Source organism: Serinicoccus shuyuelongi (assembly GCF_045032955.1).
Lineage (GTDB): Bacteria > Actinomycetota > Actinomycetes > Actinomycetales > Dermatophilaceae > Ornithinicoccus.
The window spans coordinates 462,651-479,036 of record NZ_JBJFZU010000002.1; the positions used below are offsets into that span (position 1 = coordinate 462,651).

Consider the following 16,386-nt stretch of genomic DNA (forward strand, 5'->3'; position numbering starts at 1 on the left):
ACTACCTCTTGTCGTTCCCAATCCCGACCGGGCGAGCGCTCTGTTCCGACCGGGCGAGCGTTGTGTTCCGACCGGGCGAGCGTTGTGCTGCGTCAGCCCCGGTCCAGCACCAGGACGCCCACCGCGAGGGCCGCCGGCAAGGCGAGCAGCAGCACGGCCAGCAGGGTCACCAGCGCACGGGTATGCCGGGGCGCCGGCGGGGTGGCCAGCAGCCGGACCCGGGTGGTCACCTGGGCCGGGGCTCCGGTGGCCATCGCGACGAGGGCCCGGGCCAGGTCGGTCGGGGCGGTCCGCTGCTCGGCCACCCGGTCAGCGAGGGCTTCGGCGAGCAGGTGCACCTCCGCGAGCGCGGCGGGCACCCGCAGCCCCCGGGGGACCGCCTCGTGCAGCACCGTGAACAGCTCCAGCAGCAGGTCGTGCCGCTGGTCCAGGTGGGCTTGCTCGTGCTCCAGCACGGCGGTCAGCTCGGGCGGACCGAGCCGGTCCAGTGCCGCCTGGGTGAGGACGATCCGGTCCCCCGCGCCGGGCAGGCAGTAGGCCGTGGGGTTGCCCTGGGCGACGACCGCGACGGGCGGGTGGGCATACCCGGGCGGGGTGGTGCCCGAGGATGCGGGTGTGTCCTGCAGACGCTCGCCGACCAGGTCGATCAGCTCGCGGTGGCGGGCCCGGCGGCGACGCAGGTCGGTGCCGACGGTATGCCCGGACACCAGCAGCCGGGCCAGCATCAGCGCGGAGAGGGCGACCGCGACACCGAGCAGCAGGGGTTGGTCCAGGCCGGTGCTGAGGGCGGTGACCGGCGCCGCGAGCAGCGCGCACAGGACCCCGGTGATGCTGACCGACTGCCAGAGCAGGAGGCCCGCGCCAGGCATCTGGCGCAGCGACGTCCAACGCGGCAGCAACCGAGGGGCCAGCAGGGTCAGGGTGAGTGCGGCCACCACGACGGTCGCGGAGAGCAGCGGCGGGCCGACCGGCATGGTGCCAGCGGCTCAGGTGCGGCGGCGCTCGACCTCGGCGAGGGCGGCCCGCAGGTCGTCGAGCTCACCCGGGCTGGCGTCGTCGAGGAAGTGCAGCATCGCCGCGGTGCGGTCCGCCTGGACGGCGTCGAGGGCCGAGCGCAGGGCTCCGGCGGCGAGCTCCTCGCGGCTGGCGGCGGCCGTGTAGCGCCAGGCCCGGCCGTCCCGGCGGCGCTCGGTCACGCCCTTCTTGGCCAGCCGGTCCAGCACGGTCATGATCGTCGTGTAGGCCAGATCCTTCTGGGCCCCGCCGCCCAGGTGGTCCATCACGTCACGCACCGACTGGTCGGCCCCCTGCGTCCAGAGGACGTCCATGACGGCGCGCTCCAGGTCTCCCAGAGTGGTGCTGCGCAGCGGCATAACCTCCAGTTTACGCACCCTCGAGGTGGCTTCGGCCCGCCCGGCCCGACCAGGCGTCTCGTCGTGCCGGACGGCTGAGTGCGGTCACCCTCCGTGGACCTTCATCACCCTCTAGGGCGATGAAGGTCCACCTAGACCGACCGCACTCCGGACCAACCCGGACGGCAGAGCCTGGCCGACAGCGACCACGGGGGTATGCCCTCAGTCCGGGTACCCCTGCGGGTTCGCCTGCTGCCAGCGCCAGGTGTCGGCGCACATGTCGTCGACCGACCGGGCCGCGCTCCAGCCGAGCTCGGTCCGCGCGAGGCCGGGGTCGGCATACGAGGAGGCGATGTCCCCGGGTCGACGACCTACGATCTCGTACGGGATCGGGCGGCCGCTGGCGCGCTCGAACGCGGCGACCAGCTCCAGCACGGAGGTGCCGCGACCGGTGCCGAGGTTCCACACCGACAGCGGGCGATCGTGGCTGCTGATCCACTCCAGCGCGGCGACGTGCCCGGCGGCGAGGTCCTCGACGTGGATGTAGTCGCGGACCCCGGTGCCGTCGACGGTGTCGTAGTCGTCGCCGAAGACCGACAGCTTCTCCCGGCGGCCGACGGCGACCTGCGCGATGAACGGCATGAGGTTGTTCGGGATGTCCGACGGGTCCTCGCCGATCCGCCCGGAGGGGTGCGCGCCGACCGGGTTGAAGTAGCGCAGCAGCGCCACCCGCATGCTCGGGTATGCCGTCGTGACGTCCCGCAGGATCTGCTCGTTCATCACCTTGGTCCAGCCGTAGGGGTTGGTCGCCGAGGTCGGCAGCCCCTCGGTCATCGGCACCGGCGCGTCCTCCCCGTAGACCGTGGCGCTCGAGGAGAACACCAGGTTCGGCACGTCGTGGGCGACCATCGCCTCCAGCAGGCGCAGCGTCCCGCCGAGGTTGTTGCGGTAGTAGTCGATCGGCTTGTCCACCGACTCCCCGACGGCCTTGAATGCGGCGAAGTGAATCACCGCGTCGAAGGACTCCTGCCCCATCAGGCTGTGCAGCTTGTCGCCGTCGGCGAGGTCGAAGGCGTGCACCGTGACCGGCTGGCCGGCGAGCTCCTCCAGCCGCGGCGTGACCGAGGGCTTGCTGTTGGAGAAGTCGTCGACCACCACCACCTGGTGCCCGGCGTCGGCCAGGGCGAGGACGGTATGTGACCCGATGTACCCGGCGCCGCCGGTGACGAGAACGCGCATACCCCTGATGTTCTCAGACCCGACCCCTCGCTCGGTAGGCTCCGACGATGGGCATCACCGCGCAGGACCGTGTCTGGCTGACCCGCGCGGTGGACCGCGCCGAGGACGCACTGGCGGCGGGGGACGAGCCGTTCGGGTCGGTGCTGGTCGCGGCCGACGGGACCGTGCTCCTCGAGGACCACAACCACGTCGGCGGTGGCGACCACACCCAGCACCCCGAGTTCGCGATCGCGCGCTGGGCCGCGCAGCACCTCGACCCGGAGCAGCGCCGGGCCAGCACCGTCTACACCTCCGGCGAGCACTGCCCGATGTGTGCGGCGGCGCACGGGTGGGTCGGTCTGGGACGGATCGTGTATGCCGCCTCGACCGACCAGCTGCGCGTCTGGTCCGCGGAGCTCGGCGTCGCGCCGGGTGCGGTGGCGCCGCTGCCGATCACCGCGGTCGTCCCCGGCGCGGTCGTCGACGGGCCGGACCCGGAGCTGGCGCAGCGGGTGCGTCGCCTGCACGAACGGCGGGTCCGGGGCGCCTGACGGCAATCCGGGACGCCCGGTCAGGCAACTCGGGACGCCCGGTCGGGCAATCCGGGACGCCCGGTGGGGAGAGGTCAGGTGCGGTGGCCGTCGTGCAGGTCCACCACCTGGTCGGCCCGGCCCATCAGCACCGGGTCGTGCGTGGAGACCACGCTCGCGATCCCGCGCGAGTGGGTCAGCGATACCAGCAGGTCCATCACCATCGCCCCGGTGTCGGAGTCCAGCTGCCCGGTCGGCTCGTCGGCGATGAGGATGTCCGGCTCGCCGACCAGGGCCCGCGCGATCCCCACCCGCTGCTGCTGCCCGCCGGACAGCTCGTACGGCCGCTGCCGGGCGTGCCGTGCCAGCCCGACCATCTCCAGGGCCTCCGCCACCCGCCGGGTCCGCTCCGCCCCGGCGACCCCCTGCAGCCGCAACGGCACCTCCACGTTCTCCGCCGCGGACAGCACCGGCACCAGCCCGAAGCTCTGGAAGACGTAGCCGATCCGTTCCCGGCGCACCGCCAGCACGTCCTTCTCCGGTAGCTCGGAGAGCACCCGCCCATCGTCCAGCAGCACCTGCCCGGAGGTCGGTCGGTCCAGCCCGCCGAGCAGGTTGAGCAGCGTCGTCTTGCCCGACCCGGAGGGTCCGCGCACCACGGTCAGCCGCCCCGCAGGCACCTCCAGGTCCACCCCGGCGACGGCCTGCACCTGGGTGGCCCCGCGCCCGAACGTCCGGTGCAGGTCCCGCCCGGTCAGCACCACGATCCCGCTCATGACCGCTCCTCGCCTTGGTCGCCGTGCGTCCCACCCGCGACGCCGTGCGTCTCGTCGTCCGGCCACACCTGCACGTGCGAGGCCTCCTTCTCGATCCGCACCCGGTCCCGCAGACCGAGCCCGTCCACGTGCGCCTTCGGCAGCTGGATCCGGCCCGCCCGGTCGATCACCGTGTACTCCCGCGACACCTGCCGCTGCACCCCGTCGGCGTCGGTGGTCAGGGAGCGCAGCACCTCGGTGGAGGTGCGCCCGTCCCGGATCGCCACGGTCCGCCGGACGTGCTCGGAGACCGTCGGGTCGTGGGTGACGACCAGCACCGTGGTGCCCAGCTCCCCGGCCACCCCCCGCATCGCCTCCAGCACCTGCTCGGAGGCGGCGTCGTCGAGCTCCCCGGTCGGTTCGTCGGCGAGCAGCACCGACGGGGAGTTGGCCAGCGCGGTGGCGATCGCGACCCGCTGCTGCTGCCCGCCGGACAGCTCCGCCGGTCGCCGCCCGGCACAGTCCGGTATGCCCAGCAGCTCCAGCAGCTCGCTCACCCGCCCGGCCCGCTCCCGGCGGCCCGAGATGACCATCGGCAGCGCCACGTTCTCGGCGGCGCTGAGGAAGGGCAGCAGGTTGCGGGAGGTCTGCTGCCAGACGAAGCCGACGGCGTGCCGCTGGTAGTCGACCCGCTGCCCACGGTTCATCGTCAGGAGGTCGACCCCGGCAACCCGGGCCTTGCCGCCGGTCGGCCGGTCCAGCCCGGACAGGATCCCGAGCAGCGTCGACTTGCCCGACCCGGAGGCGCCCACCAGGGCGACCACGTCCCCGGGGTCGACGACCAGGTTGAGGCCCTGCAGCGCCTGCACCTCCACCCCCTCGGTGGAGTAGATGCGGACCAGGTCCTCGCACCAGATGTCCGGCCCCTGGTGCTCGCGCCGGGTCTGCAGCTCATGGGTGGTGTTCATCGGTCCTCCCCGACGCGCAGCGCCTGCGCGAGGTTGGTGCGCCCGGCGAGCCAGGCGCTGACGGTGACGGCGATCAGGACGGTCAGGGTCACCCCGCCGAGCACCAGGCCCAGCAACGGCAGATCCAGGTACAGGTCGGGTTGCCGGGTCCCGCCGGTGAGACCGGTCAGGTCCAGCCCCCGCAGCAGCAGCCAGGGCACACCCAGGCCGAGCGCGGTGCCGACGACGACGGAGGTCACCAGCAGCGGCGCCAGCTCCCAGGCGGTCAGCGCGCGGGTCTGCCGGGGCGCCAGCCCCAGCGTGCGCAGCGTCGCCAGCAGCCGGGTCCGGGCCCCCGAGCCCATCAGCTGCACCATCATCACGGCCAGCACGGTGAGCAGCCCGGAGACGACGGTGGCGCCGACGAAGAGCTGACGCAGCCCGGTCGTCACCGGGGACCCCTCGAAGGCGTCGAGCCGGGTCTGGGCGGTGGTGACCACACCGCCCTCACCGACGACCTGCCGGACCCGGCCCGCGACGGCCTGCGCGTCCGCGTCTTCGGCCACCCCGAGCAGGGTGGTGGTCGGCCGCGGCACCGTCCCGCCGGTGGCCTCCCAGGCCTCGCCGTCGATGAGCACCGCGGCCCCCGGCAGCTGGATGCCGGGCAGCTCGTCCAGGTGCCCCAGCACCCGGACGTCGCCGATCCGGGAGACCGAGACCTGCTCCGCGCCGGCGGGCACGTCCGCACCGCGCAGCGTCATCACGCCCGGTATGCCCCCGCTCCCGTAGAACTCCGGCGGCGGTCCCTGCACCAGGGGGGACCCGGCATACACCTGCTCGATGCCGGGCTCGGTGATCCAGATCCGCACCGGGGTGCGCTCGCCGTCGACCACCAGGTCCTCGGTGAAGCCGTGGTCCACGACGCCGCCGACCGCCTGCACCCCGTCGACCGCGGACAGCTCGTCCCGCAGCTCCTGGGTGAGGACCGGCCCGTTGAGACGCACCGCAGCACCGTTCTCCTCCCACGCCGCGATGGATGCCCCCCGCGTCACCGTGGCCAGCAGCACCGCGCTGACCAGCGCGATCGTGGTGCCGAGCACGACCGCGAGGGCGGGCACCAGCCCCCCGGCCGGGTCCCGCAACGCGCGCGCGGCACCCAGGAACGGGGTCAGCGTCGGTCGGCGCCGGAGCAGGCCGGTCAACCCCGCCAACGGCACCGGGTAGAGCCGCAGCGCCAGCACGCACGCGGCCAGCGCCAGCAGCACCGGGGTGCCGGCCGCCAGCAGGTCCACCCCGCTCGCCCCGCCGTCACCTGCGTCCGCACCGCCACCGCCGTCACCGCCGGCCCCACGGTCCAGCAGCCGCCAGGTGGCCACCGCCGCCAGCGCCACCACGGCCACCTCGACCACCCACCGCCACCGGCTGCCGCTGCGCCCGGACAGGTCGCTGCGCTGCTGCAGCAGGGAGGCGTCCTCGACCGACGCGGCCAGTGCCCCGGCCGGGACCAGGGCCACCGCGCCCGTCACCAGCCACTGCCACCAAGGGGTCGGGCCGGGCACCAGCAGGGTGGCGACCAGGTGCCCCGCCAGGGCCGCCGGCACCCCGACCAGCAGACCCTCCAGGGCGATCAGCCGGCGGAGCTGGCCGGGGGCCGCCCCCCGGGCCAGCGTCAGCGCCAGCGTCGAGCGACGCCGGTGCACGACCAGCCGGGCACCGAGCGCGGCCACCGCCAGGGCCACCCCGAGCGGACCGGCGGCGACCACGGCCAGCAACGACGTGCTGGCCCGCTGCTGGCTGACGACACGGTCCAGCGCCTCGGTGATCCCGGTGGTGAACAGCGGCACCTGCGGGGCCGGGGAGTCCACCATCTGCTCGGGCCCGGCCAGCGTGTGCTGCTGGGCCAGGAAGCCGTTGACCTGGGCGGCCAACGCCTCCACCTGCCCGGTGCTGCCGGTGATCGCGGCGGCATCCACCGGGTACCAGAGGCGCATCAGGACCGCGGCCGGCTGCCCGGTGCTGCCCCGGTTCTGCGGGGACAGGAAGGCGGTGGCCAGGCCGCTCTCGCCCTGGTTGGGATCGAAGAGGGTGCCGAAGGTCGCGCCGTTGTCCACGTGCTGCCAGCGGGGGTCCTCCGGGTCCCGCGGCGCGTACGTCCCGGCCAGCACCAGGTCGGCGCCGAACTCCTCGCCCACCTCCAGCATCAGCTCGTCCGCGGACTCCGCCAGCAGCACCACCGGCACCGGGTCGTCCGCCGGCCGGTCCTCCTGACGAGGGCCCGCGACCGGCTCGGCGACCACCAGCTCGGGCCAGTCACCCTCGACCAGCTCCACGTGCTCGGTCAGGTCCGGGTCCACCGCCAGGCTCACCGTCGCCTGGTAGTAGCCGGACTCCACCGGCGGCTCGTAGACCAGGTCGGTGCTCAGCCGCAGCAGGAACTGCGCCGGCCCCAGGGTGCTGCGCAGCGGCTCCGGCTGCTCCTGCCGGACCTCCTCGGCCCCCTCGCGCAGCACCTGCCACACGTCCGGGACCCCCTGGTCGTCGCCGGCCCCGGTGACGGCCGCCAGCTGCTCGGTGGAGCCGTAGGTGACGCTGCGCTGCCAGTCGCCGCGCAGGTCGCGCTGCGCCGCCGACAGCGAGCCCAGCTCCTGGGTGAGCTGGCGAGACTGGATGTCGACCAAGCCGCGGGGCACCGCGGTGAGCAGCAGCGCCACCACGCCGACGAGCAGCGCCAGGCCGAGGGAGACCCACGGGTCCGCGGTGAACTGGCGGACCGCCAGACCGGCCGCCCCGGAGGTATGCCGGGGGCGGGGGGCGCGGTGTCGCGGGCTCACCGGATCTCCTCGCGGTAGTCCCGGTCCAGCGCCTGCCCCCGGACCCGGCCCCCGACGGCCAGCGCCGTCGCTGCCAGCCCGAGGGCCACCGCGACCAGCAGCACCGCCCACGTCCCGACCTCCAGGCGCAACGCGGCGGGCAGCTGCAGCCGGCCGGGCTGGGTGGTGGACGCCGCCAGCTCGGGCACCACGCCCTGGCCGACGGCCCACCCGGCGGCCAGGCCGAAGAGCACGGCCGCGGCGACCACCCCGGCCAGCTCCAGGGCCCGCGAGCGCGCCTGCCCGGCGGGCGGCATACCCAGGGCGCGGAGCACCGCGACCTCGGCCCGCCGTGCGGACAGCAGGGTCGCGGCGACGGCGGCGACGCCGGTCAGGGCGAGCAGCACGGCACCGGCCGAGGCCACCCAGAAGACGAGCCGGGCGGCGCTCGTGGCGTCGGTGACGGAGACGGTCCCGGGCCCGACGACCGCCCGCAGGTCCTCGCGCCCCTGCAGAGCCTCGAGGGCGCCGGCGATGGTCGCGGAGGGCGCCGGCCGGGCCCAGACCTGGGTCGGCCAGGTCAGGCTGCGCTGCTGCTGGGCCAGCACCTGTGACACGGCACCGGCGTCGGCCAGCGCGGCCGTCGGCCCCTGCTGGCCGGGCAGCCCGGGGACGACGGCGGCGACCCGGGCGGGCACCGTGGTGCCGACCACGCTCACCGTCATCGGGTCGCCGACCTCCAGTGCCGCGGCCGTCGCGGCCTGCGTGGAGAGCGCGACCGGGACCGCGCCCGCCGGGTCGGTCCCGGTCGAGCCGTCGGTCTCGGGGTCCGTGTCGGGGGCGGTGTCGGGGGCCAGGCCTGGGGTGAGGCCCTGGTAGCCGAGGCCGGGACCGATGAGGACCTCCTCGACCCCGAAGGCGTTCGGGAGCACCACCCGCCAGGTGGCGCCGTCGGTGTCCAGGGAGGGCGGCACCGCGACCGCGTTCGTCTCCAGGTCGAACGCCAGGTTGGGGCCCCGGTCGCCGACGAAGGAGGGGTCCGTCTCGACGACGGCCCGCAGCACCGGGTCCTGGACCGCCGCGGCCTCGGCCTCCAGGGGCGCCGCCGCCTCCGGGGTCGCCGCCTCCGGGCTGCCCCAGCCGGTGGCCCGGTCCAGCAGGTCAGCACCGTCCGCCCGCAGAGCCAGGTCCACGGTCAGGGTCGCGGTGGGCGGCAGGAAGGCACCGTCGGACGGGGTCTCGGTCGGCGCCGGCGGCGGGTCCACGGTCACCGCGAGCAGGGCGAACTCCCCCCGCTCGGGCAGCTCGAAGGTCACCGTGCCCTCCGTCGAGACCGGCGTCACGGTGACCTCGGACAGCGTGTCGCGGTCGTGGTCGAGCGTCGGCCCGTCGACGCTCACCGGCTCCCCGGTCACGGCGGTGGTCATCCCGGTGGTGGTCTCCTGCAGGGTGAGGGTCACCGTCACCTCGGCCGGGGCGGTGGCGGCCTCGACCTCCGCGTCCAGCTGCTGGCGTACCCGCTCCTCCAGCGACCCTGCGGGCAGCAGCCCTTCGGGGGGCTCCTCGTCCAGCTCGGCGTAGGCGGCGACGAGCGCTTCCTCGCGCTCCCGCTCGGTCTCGGCGAGGCCCTCCAGCCGGGCGACCTCCCACCGGTCCACGCTGCGCTCGACGCCCAGGTCCACGGTGAGCTGCTGCGTCCCGGCCGGTATGCCGACCGCCTCCTGCGCCACCGGCTCCCCGTCGGCGGTCATCACCTGGCCGAGGCCGGCCGGGACCAGGCCCTGCGGCTGCCCGGCGGGGACCGTGGCCACCGCGGTGAGGTCGTCGGTGTCTGCCAGGGTCAGCGGCACGGCGACGTCACCGACCCGGGCGTCGGGTTCGGCCCAGACCAGGGCGGACCGTCCGGTCCCGGGCAGCTCGGACAGGTCCGGGGGCGGTGCGGGCACCGCCCCCGGCGTGGTGGTGGCCGGGGGCCGGACCAGGTCCGCCCGCAGCGGTGCGCCCTCGCTGACGTCGGCCAGGTCGTCCCGCAGCTGGGCCGAGGTGCCGGCGTAGAGCCCGGCCAGGGTGGTCGAGCCCACGGCGAGGACGGTGAGGACGACGGGGACGGCATACACCTGGATGCGGCGGCTGACCTGCGCCGCGGCGAGGTGCGCACCGACCCGGCGGGAGGGTCGGGTGCCGACCTCGGCCACCCGGGCCAGCGGCCCGAGGAGGGCGGCCGCGACGACCGCCGCGGCCGCGAGCAGCAGCGCGGGGGCGGCACCGGCGACCAGGTCGGTGCCAAGGGTGCCGTCCGGTTGCCGGGTCAACGGGGAACCGGCCCGGCGCAGCTGCCACCAGCTCAGCGCGGCGGCGGCCAGCACCAGCGCCACGGTCGCCAGGGCGGTCGCGGCCCGGGCCCGGCCGGAAGCCAGGGCCACGGCGGTGCGGGCGGAGAGGCGGCGTACCTGGAGCGCGGAGACGGCCGCCAGGGCGAGCACGATCCCGAGCAGGGTGAGGGCCCCGGCGGACAGGACGCGCGCGCCGACGCCCTCGCTGCCGGGGACCGCCTGCAGCAGGGACCAGGCGCCCAGGGTGCCCAGGGTCGCGCCGACGAGGGCGACCGCGACCGACTCGCCGAGCCCGCTGAGCAGCACCTGGGCGCGGGTGGCTCCCCGGGCCACCAGCAGCTCGGCCTGCGCCTCCCGGGTGGTGGACAGCAGCCGCGCGAGCTGGGTCACGGCCAGCCCGGTGACCAGCACCAGCACCGAGAGGGGCACCACGCCCAGGGCCCGGGTGGTGGCCAGGTTCGTCGCGGCCTGCCCGGCGGTGGGGGCCAGGTCCCCCTCGACCTGGACGCCGCGGACGGTCAGGCCCTCGACGTCCCGCAGCTCGGAGCGCAGGGTCTGCGCGGCGGCGGCCAGCACTCCCAGGTCGTCCGGGGTGACCCGGGACGCGTCCGGGCGGACGGGCCACCGGACGAAGGGGTCCCCCACCTGGCTGACCAGGGTCTCGTCGACGACCAGCGGGCCGAGGTCGCCGTCCTCGAGCACACCGGTGCGGACCAGCTCGTCGCCGAACCAGAAGGCGTCCTGCGCGTCGACCGGCTGCCAGGTGGCGGTGACCTCGATCGCGACGGCGGCGTCGGCGCCGGTGTCCAGCGTCAGGACGTCGCCGACCTCGACGCCCCAGGCCTGGGCGGCGCCCACGTGCAGCGCTCCCGGGGGAGGGTTGCCGGACGTGGCGGCGGTAGCGGTGTCGGCGGTGGTGGTCGAGGCGGTGGGCCAGGTGCCCTCGACGACGGAGACCAGGCCGGTGGGCGCGGTGGCGCCCGGGGCCAGGTCCGGGCCACCGGTGAGCACCACGTCGCCCTCGAGCGGGGACCGACCGTCCTGGACCGGTCGGGGCTCGCTGGCCACGAGCCGCCCGATGCTGACCGGGGCCGGCGCGAAGGCGTCGGTGATGACCTCCCGGGCGAGCTCGTCCTGTCGCTGCGGGTCCGGGGCGAGCCGGGTCTGCACCTGCACCCCGCTCTCGGTCGGCTCCCCCTGGGTGAGCGCGTCCTGCGCCGCGGTGCTGGCGGCGGCCTGCGAGTACCCGAGGGTGCCCGCGATGATCGCGGTGGTGACGAGCACCAGGGACAGCAGCGTCACCAGCAGCCCCCACGAGGCCCGGGCGCGCGCCAGCACGAGCCCCGGCCACGACGTCATACCGAGCACCCTAGGCACACGACCGGGCGAGCGTCGTGTCCCGACCGGGCGAGCGTCGTGTTCCGACCGGGCGAGCGTCGTGTTCCGACCGGGCGAGCGTCGTGTCAGCCCTCCCGCTGGTCCACGATCCGACGGGCCTTGCCCACCGACCGCTCCACCCCGCCCTCGGCCAGCACCACGACCTGCGCGGTGGTGCCGATGGTGGCCTTCACCCGGTGCGCCAGCTCGGCGGCGAGCCGTTCCCGGTCGTCGCCGGCCAGCCCCGGCGTCCCCTCGACGTTGATCGTCAGCTGGTCCATCCGCCCCGGTCGGGTGAGGACGCACTGGAAGTGCGGGGCCAGCCCGGGCAGCGCCAGCACCAGCTCCTCGATCTGGGTGGGGAAGACGTTGACCCCCCGCACGATCATCAGGTCGTCGCTGCGCCCGGTGATCTTGGCGAGCCGGCGCATACCCGGTCGTGCCGTGCCGGGCAGGAGTCGGGTGAGGTCGCGGGTGCGGTAGCGCAGCACCGGCATCGCCTCCCGGGTGAGCGCGGTGAGGACGAGCTCGCCCTCCTGACCGTCCGGGACCGCCTCCTCGGTGATCGGGTCGATGATCTCCGGGTAGAAGTGGTCCTCCCAGAGCGTCAGACCGTCCTTGGTCTCCACGCACTCCTGGGCCACACCTGGCCCCATCATCTCGGAGAGCCCGAAGATGTCGGTCGCATGGATCCCCGTGGTCGACTCGATCTCGGCGCGCATCGCCTCGGTCCACGGCTCGGCGCCGAAGACCCCGATCTCCAACGACGTGTCGGCCGGGTCGATGCCCCGCTCGACGAGGTGGTCGACCAGGGACAGGAAGTAGGAGGGCGTCACCATGATGGCACGCGGCCCGAAGTCCTGGATGAGCTGGATCTGCTTCTCGGTCTGCCCGCCGCTCATCGGGACGACGGTGCAGCCGAGCCGTTCCGCGCCGTAGTGCGCGCCGAGCCCGCCGGTGAACAGGCCGTAGCCGTACGCCACGTGCACCAGGTCCCCGGGCCGGACCCCGGCGCCGCGCAGGGAGCGGGCCACCAGGTTCGCCCAGGTGTCGATGTCACCGGCGGTGTACCCGACCACGGTCGGGCGACCGGTCGTGCCGGAGCTGGCGTGCACCCTGACGCACTGCTCTCGTGGGACCGCGAACATCCCGAACGGGTAGTTCGCCCGCAGGTCTGCCTTGGTCGTCAGCGGCAGCAGCCGGATGTCGTCCAGGCTGCGCACGTCCTCCGGGTGCACCCCCAGCCCGTCCAGCCGGCGGCGGTAGTGCCCGACCCCGTCGTAGGCACGGCGCACGCAGTCGCGCAGGCGGCTGAGCTGGGTCGCTCGCAGCTCGTCGACCGACCACCTCTCGGCGTCGTCGAACAGGTCCGGTCGCGGGGTGATCTCGGGCAGCGGCGCCATGCCGAGAGGGTATGCCGCCTGCCGGGGGCTGTCAGCCGCTCACCCGGGCACTGGTGCCGGGCACGGCCCCGCTCAGGGGCGCAGCGCGCGGCTGCGCCCACGGAACTCGGCCACCACCGCGTTGTCGGTGGTGCGGCATAGCGTCACGTCCGTGATGCCGCTGCGGCCGTAGGTCACGCGCTCGCGGGCGGTGGCGACGATGACGTCGCCGAGGTTGCAGGGGAGGAGGAAGGTGATGTCACAGCTGGCCGCGACCGTGAGCCGCCCGGCGGCGTTGCAGGCCAGCGCGAAGGTGGAGTCGGCCAGGGTGAAGAGGAAGCCGCCATGGGCGATGTCGTGGCCGTTGACCATGGTGGCGGCGATCGTCATCCGCGTGCTGGCGTGCCCGAGCGGCTGGCCGTCGGTGTCCTCGACGTCGACGTCGAGCAGCTCGATGCCGAGCGCGGCGGAGGCGCGGTCCTGGTCCCACATCCGGCGGACGTGGCTCAGGTCGGCGCCTGCGTCGGCACCCGTGTCGGCGCTCACAGCGCGGCGCTGGGGCGGTACCGGCCCCCGGGGTAGAGGTGCGCGAGCTCCTCCAGCCGGCCCCGCACGGTGTCCGCGCCCAGCTCGGCGAGCCACTCGAAGGGCCCCTTCGGGTAGTTGGTGCCCAGCCGCATGGCGGTGTCGACGTCCTCGGCGCTCGCCTCGCCCCGGTGGACCAGGTCGACGCCCTCGTTGACGAGCATCGCGATGGTGCGTGCCACCGGGTCGGTCCGCAGCGGCCCGCCGACGAGCTCCCGGACCCGCGCCTCGTCCGGCGTCGCGTCGAGTGCGATGCCGTCGGCATACCGGAAGACGCCGCGACCTGACTTGCGGCCCAGCCGCCCGGCGGTGACCAGGTCCTGCTGCCAGGGCGTGGGTGCGTACCGGGGGTCCTGGTCGGTCTGCCGCCAGACCGACTCGCCGACGGCAAGGTTGACGTCCTGACCGATCAGGTCGGTCAGCTCGAAGGGACCCATCCGGAAGCCCGCACCGCGCAGCGCCGCGTCCACGGTGGCCGGGTCGGCCAGCCCTTCGGCGACCATCCGCTGGGCCTCACCGTAGAAGGGGCGCGCCACCCGGTTGACGATGAACCCCGGCGTGGAGGAGCACCGCACGGGTGCCTTGCCCCAGCGCCGCACCAGGTCGGCGGCGGCCTCCAGGACGGCGGTCTCGGACTGCTGCCCGCCGACCACCTCGACGAGCTTCATCACCGGGGGCGGGTTGAAGAAGTGCAGCCCGATGAGACGCCCCGGGTGGGCGAGGACGGGGGAGCGGCCGCCGTGCAGCGCGGCGTCGTGCCCGGTCGTCGCGGCCCCGGCGATGTCGTCGATCGAGAGCGAGGAGGTGTTCGTGGCGAGGACCGTGTCGGGCCGCTGCCCGCTCTCCAGCTGACGGAAGATGGCCCGCTTCACGTCCAGGTGCTCGACGACGGCCTCGACGACCAGCGGCACGGGTGGGAGGCCGGCGAGGTCGGACGTGGTCAGCGGGCTGATCCGCGCCAGCGTCGCCTCTGCGTCCTGTGCGCTGAGGCGCCCCTTGGCCACCAGCTTCTCCAGGGTGCTCCCCAGGCGTTGGTGGGCGGCCTCCGCCGCCCCCGGCTGCGCATCGACGAGCGTCACCGGGTGGCCTGCCCGAGCGGCGACCTGGGCGATGCCGCTGCCCATCGCGCCTGCCCCGATCACGGTCACCGGGGTCCGGGTCGGGTCGTCGGCCAGCAGGCTGCCGGACGGCAGGTCGGCGGCGCGCGGGTGCTGGTCGGGGTCGGTGTCGATCACCCCGCCATGGTGCCAGGAGCCCGGCTATGTGGGGCCACGGTGCGACCTGGGTACAGCCGAGCACGTCCGGGTCCGGCGCTGGGTCCGGCGCTGGGTCCGGCGCGGGGTTCGGTGTGCACGGCAGGCGTGGTTAGTCTGAGCGGCATGGCTGAGACGGCGACGACGCACGAGGCACACCCACTCCTGGAGACCCACCGCGAGCTGCTGGAGGAGGCCACCCGGGCCCTGCGCGAGCGCAGCTACTACAGCCGCTACCCCGAGTCGCCGAGCCCGCGCGTCTACGGCGAGAACGCACCGCAGGACGGGCAGCTGGCCCACGAGTCCGCGCTCAACTCCGACTTCGCCGGGCTGGCCGACCAGCCGGGCACCGGCCGCAGCGTCGGCTCGGAGAAGAGCCCGTACGGCCCCACCCTCGGGGTCCGCTACCCCGAGCTGGACGTCGATGCCGCGATGACCACCGCCCGTGCGGCGATCCCCGCCTGGCGCGACGCGGGCGCCGAGGTCCGGGCGGCCGTCAGTGCCGAGATCGTCGAGCGCATCAACGCGCGCTCGCACGAGATGGCGCACGCGGTGATGCACACCAGCGGGCAGCCCTTCGTCATGTCCTTCCAGGCCGGCGGGCCGCACGCGCAGGACCGCGCGTTGGAGGCGATCGTCGTCGCGCTCGAGGAGCAGCGCCGGGTCCCGGCCTCGGTGACCTGGGAGAAGCCGGCCAAGGGTGACCCGATCCGCATGCAGAAGGACTACCGGCTGGTGCCGCGCGGGGTGGCGCTGGTGATCGGCTGCAACACCTTCCCCACCTGGAACGCCTACCCGGGCATCTTCGCCTCGCTCGCCACCGGCAACGCGGTCGTCATCAAGCCGCACCCGCGGGCCGTGCTGCCGCTGGCGATCACCGCGCAGGTCGCCCGCGAGACCCTGGCCGAGGCCGGCTTCGACCCGGCCCTGGTCCAGGTGGCAGCCGAGGACGACGGCGGGACACTGGCCAAGGACCTCGCCCTGCACCCGGCCGTGAAGATCATCGACTACACCGGCGGCCCCGGCTTCGGCCACTGGCTGGAGACCGAGGCGGCGGGCGCCGGCAAGCTCGTCTACACCGAGAAGGCCGGACTCAACACCGTCGTCGTCGACTCGACCGACGACCTGCGCGGGATGCTCGGCAACCTCGCGTTCTCGTTCTCGCTCTACTCCGGCCAGATGTGCACCGCCCCGCAGAACGTCTACGTCCCGGCGACCGTCGTGACCGACGAGGGGGATCTCAGCGCAGAGGACTTCGCGGACCGCCTCGGGCAGGCGATCAGCCGGTTCACCGCCGACGACGCGAAGGCGGTCGAGATCCTCGGCGCCACCGTCAACGACGACGTGCGCAGCCGCGCCACCGACGTCCCCGCCCTCGCCCAGCGGCTCGGTGGCCGGGTCGTCCTCGACTCCCGCCCGGTCGCGCACCCCAGCTATCCCGACGCCGTGGTCCGCACCCCCGCCCTGATCGGGGTCGACGCCGCCGCGGAGGCGGCATACACCCAAGAGTGCTTCGGCCCGGTCGCGTTCGTGGTGCACACCACGGACACGGCCCAGTCGCTGGAGCGGTTCGCGCGGACCGTCGCCGAGCACGGTGGGATGACCGCCGCCGTCTACTCGACCGACGAGCAGGTGCTCGAGGACGCCCGGGACGCCGCGGCCGAGGCCGGGGTGGCGCTCTCGGAGAACCTCACCGGGACGATCTTCGTGAACCAGACGGCGGCCTTCTCCGACCTGCACGGCACCGGCGCCAACCCGGCCGCCAACGCTGCCTACTCCGACGCGGCCTTCGTGGCGAACCGGTTCCGCGTCATCACCAGCCGCCGGCACGTCTGAGCTCGGGT

12 protein-coding genes are annotated in these 16,386 nt (G+C 74.7%); 2 read left to right on the plus strand and 10 right to left on the minus strand.

All coding sequences use genetic code 11. From position 1 onward, the window contains the following. Window positions 1-92: 92 nt before the first annotated feature. The 3 genes from ACI3EY_RS02420 to galE form a co-directional block, all read right to left on the minus strand. Window positions 93-974, minus strand: coding sequence for a M56 family metallopeptidase (locus ACI3EY_RS02420; RefSeq protein WP_405039286.1), 882 nt, complete (start codon window positions 972-974; stop codon window positions 93-95). Between the two features lie 12 nt (window positions 975-986). Further along, window positions 987-1,373: a BlaI/MecI/CopY family transcriptional regulator gene (locus ACI3EY_RS02425; protein WP_405038702.1), complete on the minus strand. Its 387-nt coding sequence runs from the start codon at window positions 1,371-1,373 to the stop codon at window positions 987-989. 201 nt (window positions 1,374-1,574) lie between these two features. Next, window positions 1,575-2,591 carry a UDP-glucose 4-epimerase GalE gene (gene galE, locus ACI3EY_RS02430; RefSeq protein ID WP_405039287.1) on the minus strand — a complete coding sequence of 339 codons (1,017 nt, stop codon included), beginning with the start codon at window positions 2,589-2,591 and terminating at the stop codon, window positions 1,575-1,577. 47 nt (window positions 2,592-2,638) lie between these two features. On the opposite strand from galE, the gene ACI3EY_RS02435 reads away from it, so the two are divergent. Continuing rightward, window positions 2,639-3,121 (plus strand): nucleoside deaminase, encoded by a 483-nt coding sequence (locus tag ACI3EY_RS02435; protein WP_405038704.1) that lies wholly within the window; start codon window positions 2,639-2,641, stop codon window positions 3,119-3,121. Between the two features lie 74 nt (window positions 3,122-3,195). Here ACI3EY_RS02435 and ACI3EY_RS02440 read toward each other — a convergent pair whose 3' ends face one another. The 7 genes from ACI3EY_RS02440 to ACI3EY_RS02470 all read right to left on the minus strand — a co-directional run bounded on the left by ACI3EY_RS02440 (window position 3,196) and on the right by ACI3EY_RS02470 (window position 14,524). Continuing rightward, complete coding sequence (locus ACI3EY_RS02440; protein WP_405039288.1) at window positions 3,196-3,876, minus strand: ABC transporter ATP-binding protein; 681 nt, start codon at window positions 3,874-3,876, stop codon at window positions 3,196-3,198. Beyond that, window positions 3,873-4,823, minus strand: coding sequence for an ABC transporter ATP-binding protein (locus ACI3EY_RS02445; protein ID WP_405039289.1), 951 nt, complete (start codon window positions 4,821-4,823; stop codon window positions 3,873-3,875). Before ACI3EY_RS02445 ends, ACI3EY_RS02440 begins: the two co-directional genes overlap by 4 nt. Continuing rightward, window positions 4,820-7,633 (minus strand): FtsX-like permease family protein, encoded by a 2,814-nt coding sequence (locus ACI3EY_RS02450; RefSeq protein ID WP_405039290.1) that lies wholly within the window; start codon window positions 7,631-7,633, stop codon window positions 4,820-4,822. Before ACI3EY_RS02450 ends, ACI3EY_RS02445 begins: the two co-directional genes overlap by 4 nt. Further along, window positions 7,630-11,304 (minus strand): FtsX-like permease family protein, encoded by a 3,675-nt coding sequence (locus ACI3EY_RS02455; protein WP_405039291.1) that lies wholly within the window; start codon window positions 11,302-11,304, stop codon window positions 7,630-7,632. Before ACI3EY_RS02455 ends, ACI3EY_RS02450 begins: the two co-directional genes overlap by 4 nt. A gap of 104 nt (window positions 11,305-11,408) precedes the next feature. Next, window positions 11,409-12,725: a phenylacetate--CoA ligase PaaK gene (paaK, locus tag ACI3EY_RS02460; RefSeq protein WP_405039292.1), complete on the minus strand. Its 1,317-nt coding sequence runs from the start codon at window positions 12,723-12,725 to the stop codon at window positions 11,409-11,411. Between the two features lie 72 nt (window positions 12,726-12,797). Next, entirely contained in the window at window positions 12,798-13,250 is a 453-nt protein-coding gene (gene paaI, locus ACI3EY_RS02465) for a hydroxyphenylacetyl-CoA thioesterase PaaI (protein WP_405038710.1), read from the minus strand. Then, on the minus strand, window positions 13,247-14,524 hold the full coding sequence (locus tag ACI3EY_RS02470) for an FAD-dependent oxidoreductase (protein WP_405039293.1): 1,278 nt from the start codon (window positions 14,522-14,524) through the stop codon (window positions 13,247-13,249). The genes paaI and ACI3EY_RS02470 overlap by 4 nt, the downstream gene beginning before the upstream one ends. A gap of 144 nt (window positions 14,525-14,668) precedes the next feature. Between ACI3EY_RS02470 and paaN the strand changes: the two genes are divergently transcribed. Further along, the gene (gene paaN / locus ACI3EY_RS02475; protein ID WP_405039294.1) at window positions 14,669-16,378 is read left to right on the plus strand and encodes a phenylacetic acid degradation protein PaaN; all 1,710 of its coding nucleotides are present in this window, start codon (window positions 14,669-14,671) and stop codon (window positions 16,376-16,378) included. Window positions 16,379-16,386 lie beyond the last annotated feature (8 nt).